Source organism: Herbaspirillum sp. Sphag64 (assembly GCF_014192645.1).
In the GTDB taxonomy this organism is placed as follows: Bacteria; Pseudomonadota; Gammaproteobacteria; order Burkholderiales; family Burkholderiaceae_D; genus Herbaspirillum.
Map to the genome: position 1 here is coordinate 25,047 of NZ_JACHYE010000003.1, position 20,848 is coordinate 45,894.

The following is a 20,848-nucleotide window of genomic DNA, read 5'->3' on the forward strand; positions in this document are numbered from 1 at the left end:
GTTGTCATGAGTAGCAGCATCGTCAGCGCGTCAGCCGGAGCCGTCAGCAGTAAAGTCGGGCAGCGCGCCGCAGCCGCCAAAGGCGTGATCGGATCGCAGTTGCTGGCATGGGCTTTGCCCGTCGCCTTGATTGTGATCTGGGAGATTGCTGCCCGCGTTGGCTGGTTGTCCAGCCGCATTCTGCCGGAACCATTGGCGATCCTCAGCGCTGCGTGGAACCTGGCTGTCACAGGCGAATTGTGGACCCATCTGTGGGTGAGTACCTGGCGCGCGGCCAGCGGCTTTGCGGTCGGAGGCGGTCTGGGCTTGTTGCTGGGTCTGCTCACCGGCAGTTTTCGCAAGGCCGAGTTGCTGCTCGATACCAGCCTGCAGATGATTCGTAATATCCCGGCATTGGCGCTGATTCCGCTGGTCATTCTATGGTTTGGCATTGATGAGACCGCCAAGCTGTTTCTGGTCTCGGTAGGCGTGTTCTTCCCAATCTATCTCAATACCTTTCACGGCATTCGTTCGGTTGACCGTGGCCTGATTGAGATGGCAAAGAGTTATGGCTTGTCTGGCTGGCCGCTCTATCGGGACGTGATTCTGCCTGGGGCCTTGCCGTCGATTCTGGTGGGCGTGCGCTTTGCACTGGGATTGGTCTGGGTTCTGCTGATCGTGGCGGAAACCATCTCCGCCCAGGCGGGTATTGGCTACATGACCATGAATGCACGGGAATTTCTGCAGACCGATGTGGTACTGGTCGGTATTCTGCTCTATGCCTTGCTAGGCAAGCTGGCCGATGTGCTGGCGCGCTGGCTTGAGCGATTCTGGTTGCGTTGGCATCCGAACTATCAGTAAAGATTTCAATGAGGACCGCATGATGCAGATCAATCTCGCAGAAAACAGCCAGATACAGCAGACCAGCAGCGCCCATGCCAACGGCGTACGCGTGGTTGTGCAGGGTCTGTCCAAAACGTATGGCCAGCGTGACGTGCTGAAGTCAGTCGGTCTGACGGTAGAGCCGGGCGAATTTGTCGCCATCGTTGGCCGTAGCGGTTGCGGCAAGAGTACCTTGCTGCGCCTGATCGCCAAGCTGGAACATGCTAGCGCTGGCGAGCTCCTTTTTACCGAGGCAGGTATAGCAACGACCGAGCCGCAAACGCGCATCATGTTTCAGGATTCGCGTCTGCTGCCCTGGAAGCGCGTGCTGCAAAACGTCGCGCTGGGCTTGCCCAAGACCGCGCTGGGCAAGGCAGCACAGACGCTGAGCCAGGTTGGCCTGAGTGAACGTGCCAACGAATGGCCGGCAGTGCTGTCAGGCGGTCAGCGACAACGGGTTGCATTGGCCCGTGCGCTGGTACATGAACCCGAATTGCTGCTGCTGGATGAACCATTGGGTGCGCTCGATGCGCTGACCCGGATCGAAATGCAGCAACTGATCGAGTCACTCTGGCAAGCACGTGGCTTTACCGCAGTGCTGGTCACTCACGATGTGCAGGAAGCGATTGCACTGGCTGACCGCGTTGTCCTGATTGAAGATGGCAAGATCACCCTCGATCAGACGATCAATTTGCCACGCCCACGGGCACGCGGCAATCCCGAGTTTGCGCATCTGGAGGCGAGCATTCTGGCGCGCGTGTTGCAGCAACCGGCGATCGCACTCGACAGCACACTGGGCGATATCTCATTGCAAAAGACCGTCGGTCAGGTGCAGTGGGCCGTCTAGGCAAGACAAGATTGAAATTTTTTTCCAACCGTAGTGACTCAAGGAGCCAAGCATGACCATTCAAGCTATCAACGTTCGTAACCAATTCAAGGGTAAAGTGAAGACCATCATCGAAGGTTCGGTCGTCTCCGAAGTCGATGTTGAAACCCCGGCCGGTATCGTCACCTCCGTCATCACCACACGTTCCGTCAAGGATCTGGGTCTGGTGGTTGGCAGTGAAGTGGTGGCGCTGGTCAAGGCGACTGAAGTATCGATCGCCAAACTGTAATCACGATCAGTTTCTCAGGAGTACCTATGAAGTATCCAGCCCTGGAAAAATATCTTGCTCGCCTTAACGACACCGTCAAGGAGGAGTCCAGGGTATGGCTGGATGCGCAGGGAAGGGCGCAGGGGAAGTATTTCAATACGACGCTCACCTCCGCATTCCAGCCGATTCGGGTGGTCGCCAGTGGGACCGAAACACCCGCGACTGTCGTGGCCCATGAAGGCTTTGCCCGTAGTTATTCGCAGGACGATACTGGTCTGCATCTCTGGCGATTGCTGGATCAGGCCGCCAGCGATGATGAATCGGTGGCGCTGGATCGGCTGTGCCGGGTCTTGCACGCGGTCAATTTCTATCGTCAGATAGAAGACCAGAGCAAACTGCATCTCAGCGTGCATGCGCGTCTTTTGGCAGCGGTGGATAGCAATCACGGGATTGCCTTCCGGCGACTCTTGAATCTGCTGGAGCTGCCGCACGACAATATTGTGCTGCAGATGCCCGTGGTCACGCAAAGTCAGGGCTGGTTACTCAATTACGTACTCGATAATTACCGTCGCAATGGCTTCAAGCTGGGCGTCGGTGCCGTCGATGCGCGCGATGCGCTGTTCCTGCTGGACAAGGTTCGACCTGACATGATCAAGGTCGATGCCCGTGAAATTACTTATCCGGCTGATATCGAACGTCTCTTGATCAAGGCCGCCACCAGCGGCGTGCAGATTGTGTTCAAGCGCGTGGAAAATCCGCAGGTGGCACAACTACTGACCGAACTCAGCGCAGTGCTCGGGCAGACAGTATATGGGCAAGGCTATATTTGGGATATGCCCGGCTCAACGCTGGCCACTACCGAAAACAGTGGCAGTGCACTCACCCACAACAAGGTAGCCTGACATGCCAGCCGTGCAGACCAAGCCCATCGTGGTCAATCAAGGCCGCAGTCTGGCCGATTACCGGGTGCTCGTGCTGCCGGGTTTGTATGGCAGTGAACCGGCGCACTGGCAATCGCGCTGGGAGCGTTTGTATCCAGCCTTTGAGAGAGTGGTGCAAGACGACTGGGACACACCGGCGCTACCCGTCTGGTCGCAGCGCCTGCAACAGGTACTGCATACCAGTGGTCAACCAGCCATCATTGTGGCGCACAGCTTTGGCTGTCTGACCACAGCGCATCTGGCCAAATTGCAGCAGGATGACGGCTTGATTGCGGCGGCACTGCTGGTGGCACCAGCCGACCCGGAAAAGTTCAAGGTAGTGCCAGAAGTGCAGACCACGCTGCCGTTCCCCTCGCTGGTGGTCGGCAGCAGCAACGATCCCTGGATGACGGCCAGTCGCGCCAGATACTGGGCCGGGCAGTGGGGCAGTGACTTTGTGCAGGCGGGTGCCTTGGGTCACATCAATGCCGAGTCGGGTCTGGGAGACTGGATCGAAGGTCAATGCCTGTTGCTGGATTTACTACAGCGCATCACCTGAACATAGCATTTTTGAGGCGCTGGGTTAGGCAAATTTCTAGATGCTTATTCCATATACATCTATGAACATTCCAAAAAGTTACTTCGTTTTATAACATCGCGATGCGAATATCGACTCCCGTTAGTCGTATTTGTAATAAGAACGCCTAAACAAGCCTGATAGATAAGGCTAACAAAGCAATCCCAACCGGCTGCCATGACAGAACTGAAGGAAAGTTGAAAGTGACTGTATCGCTCGCTGCACCCGTGATCCCTGCCAGAAAGACGCCTTTTCGCGTCTTGCCGGGCTTCAGGCTGTCACTCGGGTTCACCTTGTTTTATCTGACGCTGATTGTGCTGATCCCGCTATCGGCAATCTTCCTCAAGACCTTCACCATGACCTGGGTGGACTTCGTCGCCGTGGTCACCTCGCCACGGGTGGTCGCTTCGTATCGCCTCACATTTGGCGCATCGCTGCTGGCGGCGCTCCTGAATGTAGTCTTCGGCGGCATCGTGTCGTGGGTGCTGGTGCGTTATCAATTCCCAGGTAAGCGCATCATTGATGCGCTGGTCGATTTGCCCTTCGCCTTGCCCACCGCCGTGGCGGGTATTGCGCTGACCACCCTGTATTCGAGCAATGGCTGGATCGGCCGGTATCTCGAACCACTCGGTATCAAGGTTGCCTTCACCCCGCTCGGCGTGCTGGTGGCGCTGACCTTTATTGGCTTGCCATTCGTTGTGCGCACGGTACAACCGGTGCTTGAGGATGCTGAGCGCGAGCTGGAGGAAGCTGCAGCCAGTCTCGGTGCCTCAAGGCTGCAAATTTTTTGGCGTGTGATCTTGCCGACCGTGCTGCCGGCTTTGTTGACCGGTTTTGCGCTCTCGTTTGCACGCGCGACAGGGGAATACGGATCGGTCGTTTTCATTGCCGGCAATATGCCAATGGTCTCCGAAATCACGCCGCTATTCATCATCACCAAGCTGGAGCAATACGACTCTGCCGGTGCCACCGCGATTGCGGTGGTAATGCTGGTGGTATCGTTTGTCCTCCTGCTGAGTATTAACTTGCTGCAGGCCTGGACGCGTCGTCGTGGTCGCGCCGGGAAAGACTGATATGAGCGCTGTTATTGCTGCGGTGCCGACGCAATCGACGCCACCGATTCATGCCCCCGCACAACGCGGTCCACGAACCCCCGCCGCCACACTAGAGCCGTTGTGGGTTCGAGTGAGCTTGCTAGTGGTCGCATTTGCGTTCCTCACCCTGTTCCTGTTTGTTCCGCTGATCGCGGTTTTCTATGAAGGCTTACGCAAGGGCTGGGATGTCTATGTGGCTTCCATCACGGAAGACGACGCCTGGTCTGCCATCAAGCTGACCTTGCTGACGGCTGCCATTGCCGTACCGCTCAATCTGGTGTTTGGTGTCGCCGCCGCGTGGAGCATTGCCAAGTTCGAGTTCCGGGGCAAGCAGATATTACTGACCCTGATTGATCTGCCGTTCTCGGTCTCGCCGGTCATTTCCGGCTTGATCTATGTATTGCTGTTCGGTCTGCAAGGTTACTTCGGCCCCTGGCTACGCGAGCACGATATCAAGATCCTGTTTGCGGTACCCGGCATTGTGCTGGCGACCGTGTTTGTCACCTTCCCGTTTGTCGCACGCGAACTGATCCCGTTGATGCAGTCGCAGGGCAGTGAAGAAGAAGAGGCCGCACTGGTACTCGGTGCTTCCGGCTGGAAGACGTTCTGGCATGTCACCTTGCCTAACATTAAATGGGGCTTGCTGTATGGCGTGATTCTCTGTAACGCCCGTGCCATGGGTGAGTTTGGTGCCGTCTCGGTGGTGTCGGGACATATCCGCGGCGAGACCAATACCATCCCCTTGCAGGTCGAAATTCTCTACAACGAATTCAATATCGTCGGCGCATTCGCAGTGGCTTCGCTCTTGGCCTCACTGGCCTTGGTGACACTGGCCATCAAGAGTTTTATCGAATGGCGCTTGCATCAGCAGCTATCGGCACAGTCGGCGACTAACCAGCCGCATCAGGAGTAAGGCATGAGCATCGAAGTCAAGAATATCCATAAAGGTTTTGGCAATTTTGTTGCCCTCAACAATGTGTCGCTCAATTTCCCTGCCGGGGAATTGACCGCCTTGCTGGGGCCATCTGGCTGTGGCAAAACAACCTTGCTGCGCATCATCGCCGGTCTGGAGTCGCCCGATGCCGGACAGGTATTGCTCGATGGTGAGGATGCGTCGTCGCGCCATGTTCGCGAACGTCAGGTCGGCTTTGTGTTCCAGCATTACGCCTTGTTCAAGCATATGACCGTGTTTGAAAATATTGCCTTCGGTCTGCGCGTTAAACCACGCAGTCAGCGGCCATCGGAAGCGCAGATTCGCGACAAGGTCACACGATTGCTGGAGCTGGTACAGCTGGACTGGCTGGCGGATCGCTACCCGCCGCAACTCTCCGGTGGTCAGCGTCAGCGTATTGCGCTGGCCCGGGCATTGGCAGTTGAGCCGCGTGTGCTGCTGCTCGACGAACCATTCGGTGCACTCGATGCCAAGGTCCGTAAGGAGCTGCGCCGCTGGTTGCGCCGTCTGCATGACGAGCTGCATGTGACCAGCATCTTCGTCACCCATGATCAGGAAGAGGCGCTGGAAGTGGCCGATCAGATCGTGCTGATGAACAAGGGTAATGTCGAGCAGATTGGCGCCCCGGCCGAGGTCTATAACCAGCCGGCTTCACCGTTCGTCTACAGCTTCCTGGGCAATGTGAATCTGTTCCATGGCCGCGTGCATGAGGGCGTACTGGATACCGGTACGGTCAGTTTCGAGGCTCCCGAACATGCCCGCGCACAGGACGAGAAGGGCGTTGCCTACGTGCGGCCCCATGATCTCGAAGTCGAGCGTTATGCCGCCGGTGCCGATGGCATTGTCGCGACCTTGCAGCGGGCGCATGCGATCGGCCCGCTGGCGCAGCTGGAGCTGGAACGTCAGGACGAGAAAGGCCTCATTGAAGCCGTCATCTCGCATGAGCGCTTTCGTGAACTGAACCTGAAAGAGGGCGAAACCCTGGTGCTGCGACCACGTCGCCTCCAGGTTTTTGTCGATAAGCCGGCTGCGTGACATCTCAGTCAATCCGCTACAACACTAGAATAGAAGCAGGACAACGATCATGAATTTTCAACAATTGCGCTCCATCCGTGAAGCTGCTCGCTGCGGCTTCAATCTGACGGAAGTCGCCAATGTGCTGTTCACTTCTCAACCAGGTGTGAGTCGGCAGATTCGCGAGCTCGAAGATGAGCTCGGGGTCGAGATTTTTGAACGCAACGGCAAGCGACTGATCGGCCTGACCGAACCGGGTAAAGGCATTTTGCACATCATCGAACGCTTGCTGCTGGAAGCCGAGAACCTGCGCCACGCGAGTCAGGAATACGCCGGTGAGCAAAGTGGTACGCTCAGCATTGCCACTACCCATACGCAGGCCCGTTATGTGCTGCCACAGGTGGTGCAAGCCTTCCGCAGCAGCTTCCCGCAGGTACGTATCGCCTTGCAGCAAAGTGCGCCAGAGCATATTGCCGAGTGGGTGATCTCCGGCAAGGCCGATGTTGGCATTGCGACCGAAGGTCTGAGCCAGTTCAAGGATCTGGTGTCTTTCCCTTGCTATACCTGGAGCCACGCGGTGGTGGTACCGCAGGGCCATTCGCTATTGAGCCTGTCGCGTTCACTGACGCTGGACGATCTGGCCGAGCATTCATTGATTACGTACGATGTCGGCTTCACCGGTCGTGGTCACATTGACGCAGCGTTCCGCGATGCCGGTATCGACAAGGATATCGTCCTCACCGCCATGGATTCAGACGTGATCCAGCAATATGCAGCGCTCGGTCTGGGTGTCGGGATCATCGCCTCAATGGCGGTTGAACAGGGCAAGCATCACGGCTTGCAAGCCATTGAAGCGTCTCATCTTTTTGCGCCCAACATCACGCGACTTGCGGTGCGTCGCGGTGCTTATCTCAGGGCCTACACTTATGATTTCATTCTGCAGTTTGCACCATCGCTCAAACGTGGTGACATCATTGCGGCATTGAACGAACAGGTTTGATGTTGTCGTCAGCGGCGTGAAGCAATCCCTGTAAAACGGCCCTCACATAGTGAGGGCCGTTTGCATTCAGGCTATTCATCCCGGCATTGCCAGCGTCAGTGCGGCAATGTCCGCAGCAGCAAATCCGCACGCGCCTTGTTGGCCTGCATCGAAGGATGCTTGTCCAGCGGGCTGAGGAAATACATCATCGGTGTTTGCTCGCTGGTCGGCGCCAAGGTCATATCGATCACCTTGATACCATCCTGACGCAAGGTATCCATGATTTTTTCGTTTGACCAGTTGGTCCCTTGGAAGAAATCCTGATCCGCCTTGATAAACCCGATCACAAAACTCTGGCCACGAGCCTGCGAGATCGCCTGCATCTGCTTGATGATGGCCAGATATAAGGCAATTTGCTGGTCCTGCGTGCCGCCATAATGCAGCAGTGTCTTCAGAGACGCCACCAGTGCCGAGCGCTTGGTAATGGCATTGCCGCCACAGAAACCATCACGCACCAACTCGCCATTGGGGGCAAGCCGGTAACGCGGCGTACCTGCTGCATAACTTGGGATGCAGGCCGAACGATCGGCATGCCACGGTGCCGTCAGCAGGAAGTTGATCTCACCGGTCGGCTTGCGATCACTCTGCATGATTGCCAGCGCCTGATGCACGCCATAGCCACTGACACCATAATTTTTGACCTCGACATCCTTGCCATCCTGCTGCGCAAAATAGGGCAGGGACTGGTTATCCTGCAAGCCTTCGCCGAAGGTAAAGGAACAGCCAAAGAAATTGATATGCAGATGTTTTCTGCCATCTAGCGCCACCTTGCCCGGTGTGATCCGGAAGCCATCGGTGCCAATCGAGTAGATGACGTCATAGACCACGTTGTCCTTGTCATCGAGCGAGCGCGCCGTGTGTTGGCCCGGACGCGGCTGCGGACCGATATCCGACTTGAACCAGAAGTCGTTGACGAAGCCGGACGTCGGATCAAAATGGGTTTCCACCTTGATCGGGCTGAACACCGTCAATACTGTTTCGGCAATGGCCAGCGAGACTGTCAGTGAGGTCAGAAACAGAAACACATTGCGTCCACGCGTCAAGCCAATGGTCATCGCCAGCCAGAGCAGGCCAAGCGACCACAACATCAGGCTGACGTTTTTTTCATGCAGGCTCAGCGCGCCAGCAACTATCGCTGCCACCAGCGCGATGGCGGCAGACAGCACGCCCCAGGTTTTCTTCGTCATCATCAATCCAGTTCGTAAGCGCCTTCGTAGCTTTGCTTGAGGCCAGGGTCCTGCTCATGTTTGTGCAGCAAACAGTTACCCACGACCAGCATCTCGATCTCGGACCCCATAAAGCAGCGGAAGGCATCCTCGGGTGTCGACACAATCGGCTCACCGCGCACATTGAAGGAAGTATTGACCACCACCGGGCAACCGGTGAGCGCCTTGAAGCGGCGAATCAACGCCGCATAGCGCGGATTGGTATCGGCATGCACCGTCTGGATACGCGCCGAATAGTCTACATGCGTGACGGCCGGCACGGTCGAGCGTGGCACATTGAGTTTGTCGATCCCGAACAGTTGCTGCTCTTCATCTGTCATCGCTATCCGCTTTGATGCCGTGACGTCGGCCACCAGCAGCATATAGGGACTATCGGTGTCGATATCGAACCAGTCCGCCACATCCTCACGCAATACGCTGGGTGCAAACGGACGGAAGGATTCACGATACTTCACCTTTAAATTGAGCAGCTTCTGCATCTCCGGCGAGCGCGGGTCGCCCAGAATCGAGCGGCCGCCTAGCGCCCGTGGCCCAAACTCCATCCGTCCCTGATGCCAGCCGAGCGCCTTTCCTTCTGCCAGACCCTGTGCCGCAGCATTGATGGTCTCATCGTCGCTAAGCGTCGTGAAGCGCGCACCGGCAGCCTGCAGGCGGCGCTCAATGTCGTCCTGGGTATAGCTGGGACCGAGATAGGAGCCATGCATGGCATCACGTCCCGGCGTCACCTGGCGAGGCTTGTCATGCACCATGTAATAGGCAGACAGCGCAGCACCGACGGCACCGCCGGCATCACCGGCGGCAGGTTGAATCCAGATATGGTCAAAAATCTTTTCCCGCAGCAGCTTGCCATTGGCCACGCAATTGAGCGCTACGCCACCGGCCAGACACAGGTTCTTCATCCCGGTCGATTTCGCAATACCACGCGCCAGACCGATCACCACTTCCTCGGTCACCGCCTGCAACGACGCTGCCAGATCCATCTCGCGCTGTGTCAAAGGCGATTCAGGCTTGCGCGGCGGCGCGCCAAACAGTTGGTCAAAACGTGCATTGGTCATGGTCAGGCCGGTGCAGTAATTGAAATACTGCATATCCAGCGCAAAGGAACCATCTTCCTTGATATCAAGCAGATGCTCGCGGATCAGCGCGGCATATTTCGGCGTGCCATAGGGTGCTAGTCCCATCACCTTGTACTCACCCGAATTGACCTTGAAGCCGAGGTAATAGGTCATGGCTGAATACAACAGCCCCAGCGAATGCGGGAAGTGGATTTCCTTGTGCACTTCCAGCTTGTTACCACGGCCAATGGCCAGCGAAGTCGTGGTCCATTCACCGACGCCATCCATGGTCAATACGGCCGCTTCCTCAAAGGGGGAAGGGAAGAAGGCGCTGGCGGCATGGCTCAGATGGTGTTCCGAGAACAGCAAGCGGCTGGCACAATCAAAATCCTTGCCCCACAAGGCTTTGAGCGCATCCTCGATCGCCCGTTTCTGAAACAGTTTGTCCTTGAGCCACACCGGCAGCGCTTTGGCAAACGACACAAAGCCACGGGGAGCAAAGGCGAGATAGGTTTCCAGCAGCCGTTCAAATTTCAGGAAAGGCTTGTCGTAGAAGACCACATGATCAATCTCCGCAGGCAGGCAGCCAGCCTGCTCCAGGCAATAGGCAATCGCCTGCACCGGGAAGTCCTGATCATGCTTCTTGCGTGTAAACCGCTCTTCCTGGGCTGCAGCAACGATCTCGCCATCGACCACCAGACAAGCTGCCGCATCGTGATAGAAGGCGGAAATGCCAAGAATCTTCATATCAGAACAGCGTATAGATGAACGGTGCGAGGATCGAGGTCTGCGCAAAAATCAGCAAGGCCCCCAGCAACACCATCACCACAATCATTGGCAACAGCCACAGTTTTTTACGCTTGCGCAGAAACGACCACAGTTCGGACAGGAAAGACATGGACCGCCTTAAAATTGGTTTTTGAAAGAAGAAGCATCAGGGCCCGGAGGCGTGCGATCAATCCAGTAGCTCGCTACCTTGCGGCTATTGGCGCGCATTTTTAAGGAGTCGCGTCCCAACAGCCGCTGAAACAGGCCCACAGGCGTAATGCACAGGAAGAAAATCGCTCCCAATACCACCGGGCTGACAATTTTACCCATCACGTTACCCAGCAGAAACCAGGCCTTGGTCAACGGCGCAAGCACCCTTGGCAACAGCAGCGCCGCCAGCAAGAACAGCAGTGCCAGTATCAGCAAGGGCAACACGCCCGGACGATGATGATGCGCCGCACGCAGGCCAAGCCAGGCGAACAGCACGGCAAACATCAAACCAAATTTGCGCTCCGAAGAGAGAGGGAAGAAGGGTTGCATCAACAAAAATTATCCTGGTATGCCGTCACACGAAGTTGCTTCGGAAGTTGTCAGCAGTATATCGATACAGGAAATAATTTGAAATTAAACTAGAAGATTTTGTTGTTTAAAAATCAATTATTTGCGATATATTTTGAGTATTGTGTCAGGATTTTTACCAACGTCCCAAAACTGCGCAGGAGGTTATCGAGTCACGGCAAGCAGCAGTTCAGACCGCATCGCGCGTTATACTGCGGCCCGCCCACTATTGCAGATCGCAGTAAAAGAAAGGACATTCTTCCATGCCGCTCACCTCCAGCGCCCGGCGTGCCAGTTGTGAACGCTGTCAGCGACCACAGTCGGCCTGCATTTGTCAGTGGATTTGTCCTGTCACGCCACACCATCAGGTACTGGTCTTGCAGCATCCGCTGGAAGTGAAACAGGCAAAAGGCAGTGGAAGATTGCTACAACTGAGTCTGCAGGGCAGTCAACTGGTGGTTGGTGAACAATTCGATGTGGCGCAATTGCAGGACCTGCTGTTTGGTGTCTGGCCCGGTGCAGATCAGCCAGTCGAGCGAGTTCAGCCTGTATTGCTATATCCGGAAACCGGGCAAACTGCCTCACCGCCGGTGATGGTGCCCGCGCAGCAGCGACTCAGATTGGTGATCCTGGATGCGACCTGGCGCAAGAGTCGCAAAATGCTGTATCTCAACCCGATGCTGCAGCAATTGCCACGCCTATCCCTACAAAATCCGCCGCCGTCGCACTACCGCATTCGCAAAGCGCATCGGCCGGATCAATTGTCGACGCTGGAGGCAAGCTGTCATGCATTGGCACAACTAGAGCAGGGACAGGAGAAGGAGCGTTATCTGCCGCTGCTGCAGGCGTTTGATGGTTTTGTCGGGCAGCAGGCTGCTTATGCTTCCGGCTCACCAGATTGAGCACGAACCTTATCCCTTATCCAACTGCGCTTGCAGATCTAGCGGCAAGCCCGACACCGGTTTGACTTCCTCCATGCAAATCATCGATCGCAGGCCAGCCACGCCCGGTACCTGCATCAACCGATCCGTGAGGAAGTGCGACAGGCCCTTCAGATCACAGGCGACCACCTTCAGCAGATAGTCGAAGTCCCCCGAAATGGTGTGACATTCAATGATCTCCGTAAATGCCTTGATCACCTGCTCGACTTCCCGCACCTGCTTGAACTGCGCCCGATCCAGCGACAGGGCAACGTAGGCAGTCACCTCCAAGCCCACAGAAGAGGGCGCCACCAGCGCTGCATAGCGCCGGATCACACCCTGCTCTTCCAGCATGCGCACCCGGCGCAGACATTGCGGTGCCGACAGATGGATGCGCTCGGACAATTCGACATTGCTCATGCGCCCATCCTGTTGCAACAGTTCAATGATCTTGATGTCGATTTTATCCATGTGATTTCTTTAAATATGAAATAAAACTGCATTTTAATAGAATAAATCGCATGATAACGAAAGCATATTTCTATAAATATTCAGTAAAATTTCTTCGTTACCACTGCCAAGGCAGCTGCGGAAACCTTGCTGCCTCCTATCATGAAGAGCCTCGTTCACTACATCGGTACGCAGGAATTGCAAGCGTTTCTGCGCCATCATCCGGTACCGCAAGTCATCGACGCGATTGCTGGCTATATCGAATCCGACTACCTGCGCTGGCACGCCTTTGACAAAACAGCCCGTCTGGCCAGCCATAGCAAGATTGGCGTGATTGAGCTGATGCCTATTTCGGACGGTCAGCTGTACAGCTTTAAATACGTCAACGGCCATCCCGCCAATACCGCAGCAGGCTTGCTGACCGTGACCGCGTTCGGTGTACTGGCCGATGTAGAGACTGGATATCCACGGCTGCTCAGCGAGCTCACCATCACGACTGCCTTGCGCACTGCGGCGACCTCGCTACTGGCAGCGCGTGCCATGGCGCGCAAGGGAAGCCGGGTCATGGCCTTGATCGGCAATGGCGCACAGAGTGAATTCCAGGCAATCGCCTTTCACTGCCTGCTGGGGATAGATGAAATCCGTGTCTTTGATGTCGACCCAGCCGCGACCGACAAGCTATGTGCCAATCTGCGAGCCTATGCCCAGCTCACCGTGCGACGTGCTGCCAGCGTCGCCGAGGCGGTGCAGGGCGCAGATATTGTCACCACGGTGACCGCCGACAAACGCAACGCGCTCATTGTGACGCCAGAGATGGTCGCGCCCGGCATGCACTTCAATGCCGTCGGAGGAGATTGCCCCGGCAAGACCGAGTTGCATCCGGCGATTCTGGCGCAGGCAAGGGTGGTGGTAGAGTTTGAGCCGCAGTCGCGTATTGAAGGAGAATTGCAGCAAATGCCGGCAGATTTTGCCGTCACCGAGTTATGGCAAGTGTTGCATGGGCAAGCCACGGGGCGCGGCAGTGATGCGGAAGTGACGGTGTTTGATTCAGTGGGTTTTGCGCTGGAAGATTTTTCTGCCTTGCGTTATCTCGATACCCATCTCTCCGACTATGCGCAGGTGATTGGCCTCATCCCGCAACTGACCGACCCCAAAAATCTGTACGGTGCGATTGCGCCGCACAGCCCGGCAGTGCGGATACCGGAACTGGTTTCTTTGATCAAGGAAGTGGAATGAAGACAATTCGACTCATCGGCGCGCCCACCGACATCGGTGCCAGCCGCCGTGGTGCCTCCATGGGGCCAGAAGCCCTACGCGTGGCAGGACTGCAGCAGGCATTACAGGAACACGGCTTGCGCGTGATCGACAGCGGTGATGTCAACGGCCCGGCCAACCCCCAGCTGCCACCAGTGGATGGCTTTCGCCATCTGCCCGAAGTAGTGGCCTGGAACGTACAGATCCATGCTGCCGTGCAGGCCAGTTTGCAAGAACATCAGTTGCCGATCCTGATGGGTGGTGATCATGCGCTCGCCATCGGTTCCATCAGCGCCATTGCCCAACACTGTCGCCAGCACGGAAAGAAGTTGCTGGTGCTGTGGCTGGATGCGCATGCTGACGCCAATACCCACACCTCGACACCAACCGGCAATATTCACGGCATGCCGGTCACCTCGCTACTCGGCATCGGGCCGGCTGCGCTCACCGGTATCGGTGGCAAAACGCCGGCGCTGCTTCCCGATGCGATTCGCCAGATCGGCATCCGCAGCGTTGACCGGGAAGAAAAGCAGCATCTACGTGAACTAGGCCTGCAAGTGTTTGACATGCGTCACATCGACGAGCATGGCATGCGCGTGACGATGGAACAGGCACTGGCTGGCATCGATGCCGACACCCATCTGCATGTCAGCTTCGATATTGATTTTCTGGACCCGGCGGTGGCGCCCGGTGTGGGCACGGCGGTACCGGGCGGTCCAACCTATCGCGAAACGCAGCTCTGCATGGAGATGATTGCCGATACCGGACGTCTGGCCTCGCTCGACATCATGGAGCTCAATCCTGCCTGTGACGTGCGCAATCAGACGGCAGAGCTGGTGGTGGAATTGGTGGAGAGCCTGTTTGGGAAGTCGACGTTGATACGCTGAAGAGATAATCAAACAATGCTTTGAAAGGATCTGGTCGCTTGCTACATAAAATCTCTGGATTATCGAGCAAGGTCTCTTCTTGAGCGATTCGTGCAGGATTTTTCATTGACCCCTGTTTTATCGAACGGTATCCTTTGCACGTCCCTGATAAAGAGGGGAACTGGTTTGACGACCTGATTGCGTAGTTGGTGAAAGCCGCGTCTTTACGACGCATTTTTGTGTTTATCCAACGGAGGCTCCATGAGCAATCACGACAGTAATTCAACCCGTCATTCCACCAACACCACTTCCGCATCTGATGCACCCACGCACGAAGATTTCCACTGGATAGAAGGCCCGCAGCAAGGCAGCCTGTATGGCAATCTTCTGGAAACCACGCTCGATGTCAGCGCCGGCATTCATGCCTGTCTACAGATTATTTATACCAATACACTGGAACATGCCGCCAACGACGATGCCGATGACGGTGAGAAGGCATCACCGGCGGTGAGTGTGATGCACGCTGATCAGTTGATGCGGCTGGCAATTGTGTCTGCAGGCTTGCTACGCGATGAGGCGTGGCGGCAGGTGGAGGATTGCAATGAGGTTGAAGTTAGTTAATCAGTGAAGCTATCGCCATAAAAAAACGCCATTGCAACTACATGCAATGGCGTTTTATTTTGTCCAGCCAGAATCAACGCAGCGCGTCAGCACATTCCTTGACCAGTGCCGGGCCACGATAGATCAGCCCTGAATACAACTGCACCAGCGCAGCACCTGCCTGCACCTTGGCTTTGGCATTGCTGCCACTGAGAATACCGCCGACGCCGATGATCGGCAGCGCATCACCCAGCTCGGCCTTGAGGCCACGCACCACACGATTGGATGCTTCGAATACCGGTGCGCCGGACAGACCACCGGTTTCTTCTGCATGCTGCAGGCCGGTGACCGCATCACGGCTGATGGTGGTGTTGGTGGCGATGACACCATCAATCTTGTGACGCAGCAGGGCATCGGCGATGTTTTTGATCTGCTCGGTGTCGATGTCGGGTGCGATTTTCAGCGTCAATGGCACGTAGCGTTTGTGCTGGTCTGCCAGACGCAGTTGCGCCTCCTTGAGCTGGGATAGCAGTGCGTCGAGCTCAGAGGCACCTTGCAGCTGGCGCAGGTTCTTGGTGTTGGGCGACGAAATGTTGACCGTGACGTAGCTGGCGTAGGGATAAACCTTTTCCAGGCAATACAGGTAATCGTCAGCGGCACGTTCAATTGGGGTATCGAGGTTCTTGCCGATATTCAGACCAAGTACGCCTTGCTTGCTTTGGTAGAAGCGCGAGGCTTGTACGTTGGTGACGAAGGCATCGACGCCGCCGTTGTTGAATCCCATCCGGTTGATCACGGCATGCGCAGCTGGCAGACGGAAAATACGTGGCTTTGGATTGCCGGGTTGGGCGCGCGGCGTGACGGTACCGATTTCGATAAAGCCAAAACCGAGTGCGGCCAAGCCATCGATATAGGCGCCATCTTTGTCGAGACCGGCGGCCAGGCCGACCGGGTTGGCGAAGCGGATACCCATGACAGTACGTGGGTCGTCAGCTGGTTTGGCGATCAGTTTGGTCAGGCCAAGTGCGGCGGCACGGCGCAGTGCTGGCAGGGTCAGGTTGTGGGCGGACTCGGCGTCGAGAGAAAACAGCAGCGGACGGACCAGGCCGTAGAGGGAATTGTCAGGCACGATGGGCGGCAAGGAGTGAAAAAGTGCCGCTATTTTAGCGTGTCTGCGTGTATTTTCTGGAAAAACTGCGTTCTAGAGCGGGTCTTGTAGCAGAGCCCACTCTCCATTCTGCAAAGCTTCCAGCGGCTGGAAGTTGGTCTTGTAGGCCATCTTTGGGCTTTGACGGATCCAGTAGCCGAGATACACATAAGGTATGCCGAGTTGCCGGGCCTGCTCAATTTGCCACAACACGTTGTAGGTACCGAATGAGCTGCCGGGGATATCGGGGTCGTAGAAGGTGTAGACCGAGGACAAGCCATCATCAAGCACGTCGATAATGCTGATCATGCGCAATGTGCCATCGGGCTCGCGGAATTCCACTAAGCGGGTATTGACCTTGCTCTGCAGCAGGAATTGCGCATATTGGTCGCGGCTGTCCTGATCCATGCCGCCGCCGGCGTGGCGCACGGATTGGTAGCGCAGATACAGTTCGTAGTGCTCGTGGGCGTAATTGAGGTTGGTAACCAGAGTCATGAGTTCCTGGTTTTTGCTCCAGGCGCGGCGCTGGCTGCGATTGGGTTCGAACTCGTTGACCCGGATACGCACCGGCACACAAGCTTGGCAGCCGTCACAATAAGGGCGGTAGGTGAAGATACCGCTGCGCCGAAAGCCAGTCTTGACCAGTTCGGAGTAGACATCAGCATTAATCAGGTGCGATGGCGTGGCAACCTGTGAGCGGGCTTGCTGGTGATCGAGGTAGCTGCAGGGATAGGGTGCCGTTGCATAAAACTGCAAGGTGGAAAACGGCAGGTCTTTAAGGTGCGTCATGAGCGTCCTGAGAAGTCCTTGATGATCCCTCGCCCGGCATGCGCTGGCGGGCGGGAGATCACCACTATCGTTGTCACAAAATCGATGGATTTCTAGTAATTTACACTACTTTTTCTGGATGCTGGGGGTGGGAAACAAATCAAGTGGATGCCAGAAATTGATTTGGGGTGTGTCGATGGCGCTGCGCAAGTGTTGGAGGAACTCACTGCGCGGTATCGGTGCTGCACCGAGCGACGCCAGATGTTGGGTTTCCTGCTGACAGTCGATCATCTTGACGCCTTGCTGGCGCAGAAAATGGACCAGATAGGCGAGTGCTACCTTCGAGGCATCGCTGACGCGAGCAAACATCGATTCGCCATAAAACATGCTGCCGATGCTGACACCATAGGCACCACCGACCAGTTTGCCGTCAAGCCAGACTTCGGAGGAATGGGCATAGCCTGCGCGATGCAGGCCGTAATAGCCGTCGACGATGTCTTTGGAAATCCAGGTGCCGACTTCGCTGCGGCGGGGCTCGGCGCAGGCGCGCATGACCTCGCGGAAGGCAGAGTCGAAGCGCACTTCCCAGCGATGGTCGGTATGACGGCTGCGCTCGATCTTGCGCAGGGTCTTTTTGAGACTATCGGAGATGATGAAGCGGTCGGTGTAGAGCACCATACGCGGATCGGTGCTCCACCAAAGGATCGGTTGGCCTTCTGAAAACCAGGGGAAGATGCCTTGCCGGTAGGCTTGCAGCAAACGCTGTGGAGATAGATCAGCACCCGCAGCCAACAGGCCGGCCGGATCGGTCAGTGCCTTGGAGACATCAGGGAAGGGGGTGTTGACATCCAGCCAGGCAATCATGTCGCGCCCCGTTTCTTAGAACGTGGTGACTAACACCGGAATGTACTCAAGTACATGAAGATGTTGAGCACTGGTTGGCGGACAATCAGGGGCACGCAGTACGATCATAAACACGTTCTTAGTCAGGTTGCATCATGCGTTTACGGATATCTTCGGTATGCAGGCCAAAGACTGGCTGACTGTCGCCATCACTGTCTTTGTGATGGCGTTGCAGATCGGCGAAGAAGGAGCGCAGCGTATATTCGACGGTCGGGAAGGCGATCTCACCCCAAGGGATATCGGCTTCCTTGAACATGGCCACTTCCAGGCTTTCGGTACCGGCGGCGTAATCGAGATCTTTGAGCTGGGCGAGGTAAAACAGATGGACCTGATGTACATGCGGCACATTGATCATCGCAAACAAAGCGCCGAGCGTGATGTGGGCACCGGCTTCTTCCTCGGTTTCACGCAGGGCGGCATCGGTGGTGGTTTCTCCGTTTTCCATGAAGCCGGCAGGCAGAGTCCAGAATCCGTAGCGGGGCTCGATGGCCCGCCGACACAGCAGCACTTGCACTTCACCTTCGACTTCCCAGCGCGGAATGGAGCCAACTACCAGTTTGGGATTCTGGTAGTGAATCGCGCCGCAATTGCTACAGACGAAGCGCGGGCGATTGTCGTCAGGAGGTATCTGTAAGGAAACCGGATGCGCACATTCAGAACAAAATTTCATAAAACCCGTCAATTTTTTGGTGTCCTGTCGACAACTCGGGAGAAATCGTCGTTGCCTGGATCATTCCTGGAAAAAGTGTGAATCGAAGTGTAACACTGTCGTTAGCAGGGATAGGAAGTCGCGGCGACTCTTTTATTATTGTCGCTGGCGCCGCTATGTGGGCGATGTTTTCTGTAGGATAAAACTATTTCAACGAATGGTTTGCATAGTTTCGATAAATCGCATATACTTTCATTCTTCAGACGCGGGGTGGAGCAGTCTGGCAGCTCGTCGGGCTCATAACCCGAAGGTCGTAGGTTCAAATCCTGCCCCCGCAACCAAATTGTCTAAAACCGTTGATCGCTTATGGCTTTCAGCGGTTTTTTGCATTTCGGCTGGTGTGCCACTAAGTGAGCCACCTACACATGCCACAGATCAAGGCCCCAAGGTTGTATCTCAACCGTTGCGGAGTGTTCTACTTCCGCTTAAAAACCAAAGAAAAAGACCGGAAAGTCAGTTTCCGCACGAAATGCCCGGTGACTGCTAACATTGTTGCGTTACAACTTAACGCAGTCATTGAACGGGGTCGGGCAATGAACATAGGGATTAGTGTTTGTTAAAATTTTTTACCGAGGGCGAGGACCAAGTAACAGAAAAATTGAGGATAAGAAATGACGAATACGCCGGCACCAAAACTTTTTATTTCGTACAGTTGGACGACGCCGACCCATGAACGGTGGGTTATAGAACTTGCAGAACGCCTCCGTGATGACAATGTAGATGTCATTTTGGACAAGTGGGATCTTCGAGAAGGTCATGATGCCCATGCATTCATGGAGAAGATGGTTTCTGATGACGAAATAAAAAAAGTAGCCATGATTTTCGACATCACCTATGTCGAAAAGGCCAACAAGCGAGGTGGCGGCGTAGGAACGGAAACGCAGATCATCACCGGTGAAATATACGGTCAGACCGATCAAGATAAGTTTGTAGCCGTTATTGCGGAGAAAGATCCCGATGGAAAGGCCCCTGTTCCCGTGTACTACAAGGGGCGGATTTACATCGACTTGACGGACGCCGACCGCTTTGAAGCCGAGTATGAAAAATTACTCCGCTGGATCTACAACAAACCTCTCTACGTCAAGCCAAGCCTTGGAAAAACGCCGGAATTTATTTTGGGTGAGACCGTCCGAGCATTTGGAAATCGCTCGTCAATGAAACGTGCGATTGATCATCTGCGGGAAGGTAAGAACACGGCATCTGCCATTTTGGAGGAATATCTATCGAGTGTTTCTTCTGCAATGGAAGAAATGCGGATTAAGAAAGAGGCTTCCGTGGAGTTTGACGATCAGATCGTTCAATCCATCGACAATTTCTTAGTGACCCGAGATGACGTTATTTCTGTGATGCAGGCTGTTTCGAGATATCAGCCCACGGAAGACAATGTGAAGAAGATCCATAGGTTTTTTGAGGGATTGCTTCCTTATTATTCACCACCAAGTAATGTTTCAAGTTACCAGTCATGGGACTTTGATAATTTCTTTTTCATCGTTCACGAATTGTTTTTATACACTGTCGCCATCTTCATTGAGCGAGAGCAATTTGAGCAAGCCCGGGCCTTGATTGCCACGGATTTTTATGTCGGTAACAGAGGTTCGTATGGTGATGGTCCAATGATTTCTAGCGAAATGATTGATCAAAACATGGATTCATTGGAGCATCGCAACCAGCGACTTATCCTAGGGAAAAAATCGCTCAGATCACAATTACTGCACGACCGAAACAAAACCTCTGGCGTTCGGTATGACATTCTCGCTCAGGCGGATCTTGTGATTTATTTGAATTCGATGCAGCACCAGGGTTATTGGTGGCCCTATACATTGCTTTATTTGGGGCATGGCCGATCACCGCTTCCCGTGTTCGCTCGATCTTCGTCCAAGAAGTATTTTGAAAAATTTAAGGCTGTGATTGGACTGCCTTCTGTGGAGGTGTTGCGTGCATTGATCACAGAGTTGACGGCGGTCGGAGGAAGAATGCACCGAGCTGGCCAGTATGGATTCTCTATTGAATGGCTGACCGGGATTAATGAAATTGCAAAAAAGGACTGATTCCCAACGTAAGGTCATTTTTTAA

The 20,848-nt window shown here is 55.2% G+C and carries 23 protein-coding genes and 1 tRNA gene; 15 read left to right on the forward strand and 9 right to left on the reverse strand.

What is annotated here, in order from left to right; genetic code table 11:
* The first annotated feature begins 6 nt into the window (after window positions 1-6).
* The 9 genes from ssuC (at window position 7) to FHW66_RS07320 (ending at window position 7,512) form a co-directional block, all read left to right on the forward strand.
* Window positions 7-840 carry an aliphatic sulfonate ABC transporter permease SsuC gene (gene ssuC, locus FHW66_RS07280; protein ID WP_183379115.1) on the forward strand — a complete coding sequence of 278 codons (834 nt, stop codon included), beginning with the start codon at window positions 7-9 and terminating at the stop codon, window positions 838-840.
* Window positions 841-862: 22 nt separating this feature from the next.
* Window positions 863-1,708: an ATP-binding cassette domain-containing protein gene (locus FHW66_RS07285; protein WP_183379358.1), complete on the forward strand. Its 846-nt coding sequence runs from the start codon at window positions 863-865 to the stop codon at window positions 1,706-1,708.
* Between the two features lie 52 nt (window positions 1,709-1,760).
* Window positions 1,761-1,976 (forward strand): molybdopterin-binding protein, encoded by a 216-nt coding sequence (locus tag FHW66_RS07290; RefSeq protein WP_183379116.1) that lies wholly within the window; start codon window positions 1,761-1,763, stop codon window positions 1,974-1,976.
* Between the two features lie 26 nt (window positions 1,977-2,002).
* Window positions 2,003-2,857: an EAL domain-containing protein gene (locus tag FHW66_RS07295; protein WP_183379117.1), complete on the forward strand. Its 855-nt coding sequence runs from the start codon at window positions 2,003-2,005 to the stop codon at window positions 2,855-2,857.
* Window position 2,858: 1 nt separating this feature from the next.
* Window positions 2,859-3,434, forward strand: coding sequence for an alpha/beta hydrolase (locus FHW66_RS07300; protein WP_183379118.1), 576 nt, complete (start codon window positions 2,859-2,861; stop codon window positions 3,432-3,434).
* A 221-nt stretch (window positions 3,435-3,655) separates the two neighbouring features.
* A complete protein-coding gene (cysT, locus tag FHW66_RS07305; RefSeq protein WP_183379119.1) occupies window positions 3,656-4,525 on the forward strand; it encodes a sulfate ABC transporter permease subunit CysT in 870 nt (289 codons plus the stop codon).
* 1 nt (window position 4,526) lies between these two features.
* Window positions 4,527-5,459: a sulfate ABC transporter permease subunit CysW gene (gene cysW / locus FHW66_RS07310; protein ID WP_255458863.1), complete on the forward strand. Its 933-nt coding sequence runs from the start codon at window positions 4,527-4,529 to the stop codon at window positions 5,457-5,459.
* A gap of 3 nt (window positions 5,460-5,462) precedes the next feature.
* Window positions 5,463-6,533 carry a sulfate/molybdate ABC transporter ATP-binding protein gene (locus FHW66_RS07315; RefSeq protein ID WP_183379120.1) on the forward strand — a complete coding sequence of 357 codons (1,071 nt, stop codon included), beginning with the start codon at window positions 5,463-5,465 and terminating at the stop codon, window positions 6,531-6,533.
* Between the two features lie 49 nt (window positions 6,534-6,582).
* A complete protein-coding gene (locus tag FHW66_RS07320) occupies window positions 6,583-7,512 on the forward strand; it encodes a CysB family HTH-type transcriptional regulator (RefSeq protein WP_183379121.1) in 930 nt (309 codons plus the stop codon).
* Between the two features lie 95 nt (window positions 7,513-7,607).
* Here the strand turns inward: FHW66_RS07320 and FHW66_RS07325 are convergent, their stop codons facing one another.
* From FHW66_RS07325 to FHW66_RS07340, 4 genes are read right to left on the reverse strand one after another with little or no spacing between them, the layout of a single operon-like run.
* Window positions 7,608-8,741 carry a hypothetical protein gene (locus FHW66_RS07325; RefSeq protein WP_183379122.1) on the reverse strand — a complete coding sequence of 378 codons (1,134 nt, stop codon included), beginning with the start codon at window positions 8,739-8,741 and terminating at the stop codon, window positions 7,608-7,610.
* The gene (locus FHW66_RS07330) at window positions 8,741-10,579 is read right to left on the reverse strand and encodes a carbamoyltransferase (protein ID WP_183379123.1); all 1,839 of its coding nucleotides are present in this window, start codon (window positions 10,577-10,579) and stop codon (window positions 8,741-8,743) included. Before FHW66_RS07330 ends, FHW66_RS07325 begins: the two co-directional genes overlap by 1 nt.
* 1 nt (window position 10,580) lies before the next feature.
* The gene (locus tag FHW66_RS07335) at window positions 10,581-10,730 is read right to left on the reverse strand and encodes a DUF5989 family protein (protein ID WP_183379124.1); all 150 of its coding nucleotides are present in this window, start codon (window positions 10,728-10,730) and stop codon (window positions 10,581-10,583) included.
* 8 nt (window positions 10,731-10,738) lie between these two features.
* Window positions 10,739-11,140 (reverse strand): SxtJ family membrane protein, encoded by a 402-nt coding sequence (locus FHW66_RS07340; protein WP_183379125.1) that lies wholly within the window; start codon window positions 11,138-11,140, stop codon window positions 10,739-10,741.
* A 281-nt stretch (window positions 11,141-11,421) separates the two neighbouring features.
* On the opposite strand from FHW66_RS07340, the gene FHW66_RS07345 reads away from it, so the two are divergent.
* Window positions 11,422-12,060, forward strand: a complete 639-nt coding sequence (locus tag FHW66_RS07345; RefSeq protein WP_183379126.1) for a tRNA-uridine aminocarboxypropyltransferase — start codon at window positions 11,422-11,424, stop codon at window positions 12,058-12,060.
* Window positions 12,061-12,069: 9 nt separating this feature from the next.
* On the opposite strand, the gene FHW66_RS07350 is transcribed toward FHW66_RS07345, so the two are convergent.
* A complete protein-coding gene (locus tag FHW66_RS07350; protein ID WP_183379127.1) occupies window positions 12,070-12,549 on the reverse strand; it encodes an Lrp/AsnC family transcriptional regulator in 480 nt (159 codons plus the stop codon).
* A 141-nt stretch (window positions 12,550-12,690) separates the two neighbouring features.
* Here FHW66_RS07350 and FHW66_RS07355 point away from each other — a divergent pair, with 141 nt between their 5' ends.
* The 3 genes from FHW66_RS07355 (at window position 12,691) to FHW66_RS07365 (ending at window position 15,269) form a co-directional block, all read left to right on the forward strand.
* Window positions 12,691-13,764, forward strand: a complete 1,074-nt coding sequence (locus FHW66_RS07355; protein WP_183379128.1) for an ornithine cyclodeaminase — start codon at window positions 12,691-12,693, stop codon at window positions 13,762-13,764.
* The gene (gene rocF, locus FHW66_RS07360) at window positions 13,761-14,669 is read left to right on the forward strand and encodes an arginase (RefSeq protein ID WP_183379129.1); all 909 of its coding nucleotides are present in this window, start codon (window positions 13,761-13,763) and stop codon (window positions 14,667-14,669) included. The genes FHW66_RS07355 and rocF overlap by 4 nt, the downstream gene beginning before the upstream one ends.
* 240 nt (window positions 14,670-14,909) lie before the next feature.
* Window positions 14,910-15,269, forward strand: coding sequence for a hypothetical protein (locus FHW66_RS07365; RefSeq protein WP_183379130.1), 360 nt, complete (start codon window positions 14,910-14,912; stop codon window positions 15,267-15,269).
* Window positions 15,270-15,342: 73 nt separating this feature from the next.
* On the opposite strand, the gene FHW66_RS07370 is transcribed toward FHW66_RS07365, so the two are convergent.
* The 4 genes from FHW66_RS07370 to FHW66_RS07385 form a co-directional block, all read right to left on the reverse strand.
* Window positions 15,343-16,377: a quinone-dependent dihydroorotate dehydrogenase gene (locus FHW66_RS07370; RefSeq protein ID WP_183379131.1), complete on the reverse strand. Its 1,035-nt coding sequence runs from the start codon at window positions 16,375-16,377 to the stop codon at window positions 15,343-15,345.
* Window positions 16,378-16,449: 72 nt separating this feature from the next.
* Window positions 16,450-17,184: an arginyltransferase gene (locus tag FHW66_RS07375; protein WP_183379132.1), complete on the reverse strand. Its 735-nt coding sequence runs from the start codon at window positions 17,182-17,184 to the stop codon at window positions 16,450-16,452.
* A gap of 105 nt (window positions 17,185-17,289) precedes the next feature.
* Window positions 17,290-18,027 carry a leucyl/phenylalanyl-tRNA--protein transferase gene (gene aat, locus FHW66_RS07380; RefSeq protein WP_183379133.1) on the reverse strand — a complete coding sequence of 246 codons (738 nt, stop codon included), beginning with the start codon at window positions 18,025-18,027 and terminating at the stop codon, window positions 17,290-17,292.
* Between the two features lie 118 nt (window positions 18,028-18,145).
* Entirely contained in the window at window positions 18,146-18,736 is a 591-nt protein-coding gene (locus FHW66_RS07385) for an NUDIX hydrolase (protein ID WP_183379134.1), read from the reverse strand.
* A gap of 243 nt (window positions 18,737-18,979) precedes the next feature.
* On the opposite strand from FHW66_RS07385, the gene FHW66_RS07390 reads away from it, so the two are divergent.
* A tRNA-Met gene (locus tag FHW66_RS07390) sits at window positions 18,980-19,056 on the forward strand.
* A gap of 330 nt (window positions 19,057-19,386) precedes the next feature.
* The gene (locus FHW66_RS07395; RefSeq protein WP_183379135.1) at window positions 19,387-20,823 is read left to right on the forward strand and encodes a TIR domain-containing protein; all 1,437 of its coding nucleotides are present in this window, start codon (window positions 19,387-19,389) and stop codon (window positions 20,821-20,823) included.
* Window positions 20,824-20,848 lie beyond the last annotated feature (25 nt).

Excerpts from the sequence above, each read along its gene's own strand:
- FHW66_RS07290 (WP_183379116.1), top strand. The coding sequence starts at position 1,761 with ATGACCATTCAAGCTATCAACGTTCGTAACCAATTCAAGGGTAAAGTG.
- FHW66_RS07345 (WP_183379126.1), top strand. The coding sequence starts at position 11,422 with ATGCCGCTCACCTCCAGCGCCCGGCGTGCCAGTTGTGAACGCTGTCAG.
- FHW66_RS07335 (WP_183379124.1), bottom strand. The coding sequence starts at position 10,730 with ATGTCTTTCCTGTCCGAACTGTGGTCGTTTCTGCGCAAGCGTAAAAAA.
- FHW66_RS07320 (WP_183379121.1), top strand. The coding sequence starts at position 6,583 with ATGAATTTTCAACAATTGCGCTCCATCCGTGAAGCTGCTCGCTGCGGC.
- FHW66_RS07375 (WP_183379132.1), bottom strand. The coding sequence starts at position 17,184 with ATGACGCACCTTAAAGACCTGCCGTTTTCCACCTTGCAGTTTTATGCA.
- FHW66_RS07385 (WP_183379134.1), bottom strand. The coding sequence starts at position 18,736 with ATGAAATTTTGTTCTGAATGTGCGCATCCGGTTTCCTTACAGATACCT.
- FHW66_RS07295 (WP_183379117.1), top strand. The coding sequence starts at position 2,003 with ATGAAGTATCCAGCCCTGGAAAAATATCTTGCTCGCCTTAACGACACC.
- FHW66_RS07395 (WP_183379135.1), top strand. The coding sequence starts at position 19,387 with ATGACGAATACGCCGGCACCAAAACTTTTTATTTCGTACAGTTGGACG.
- cysW (WP_255458863.1), top strand. The coding sequence starts at position 4,527 with ATGAGCGCTGTTATTGCTGCGGTGCCGACGCAATCGACGCCACCGATT.
- FHW66_RS07330 (WP_183379123.1), bottom strand. The coding sequence starts at position 10,579 with ATGAAGATTCTTGGCATTTCCGCCTTCTATCACGATGCGGCAGCTTGT.
- FHW66_RS07365 (WP_183379130.1), top strand. The coding sequence starts at position 14,910 with ATGAGCAATCACGACAGTAATTCAACCCGTCATTCCACCAACACCACT.
- aat (WP_183379133.1), bottom strand. The coding sequence starts at position 18,027 with ATGATTGCCTGGCTGGATGTCAACACCCCCTTCCCTGATGTCTCCAAG.
- FHW66_RS07355 (WP_183379128.1), top strand. The coding sequence starts at position 12,691 with ATGAAGAGCCTCGTTCACTACATCGGTACGCAGGAATTGCAAGCGTTT.
- FHW66_RS07340 (WP_183379125.1), bottom strand. The coding sequence starts at position 11,140 with ATGCAACCCTTCTTCCCTCTCTCTTCGGAGCGCAAATTTGGTTTGATG.
- FHW66_RS07300 (WP_183379118.1), top strand. The coding sequence starts at position 2,859 with ATGCCAGCCGTGCAGACCAAGCCCATCGTGGTCAATCAAGGCCGCAGT.
- ssuC (WP_183379115.1), top strand. The coding sequence starts at position 7 with ATGAGTAGCAGCATCGTCAGCGCGTCAGCCGGAGCCGTCAGCAGTAAA.
- FHW66_RS07315 (WP_183379120.1), top strand. The coding sequence starts at position 5,463 with ATGAGCATCGAAGTCAAGAATATCCATAAAGGTTTTGGCAATTTTGTT.
- FHW66_RS07350 (WP_183379127.1), bottom strand. The coding sequence starts at position 12,549 with ATGGATAAAATCGACATCAAGATCATTGAACTGTTGCAACAGGATGGG.
- FHW66_RS07325 (WP_183379122.1), bottom strand. The coding sequence starts at position 8,741 with ATGATGACGAAGAAAACCTGGGGCGTGCTGTCTGCCGCCATCGCGCTG.
- rocF (WP_183379129.1), top strand. The coding sequence starts at position 13,761 with ATGAAGACAATTCGACTCATCGGCGCGCCCACCGACATCGGTGCCAGC.
- FHW66_RS07285 (WP_183379358.1), top strand. The coding sequence starts at position 863 with ATGCAGATCAATCTCGCAGAAAACAGCCAGATACAGCAGACCAGCAGC.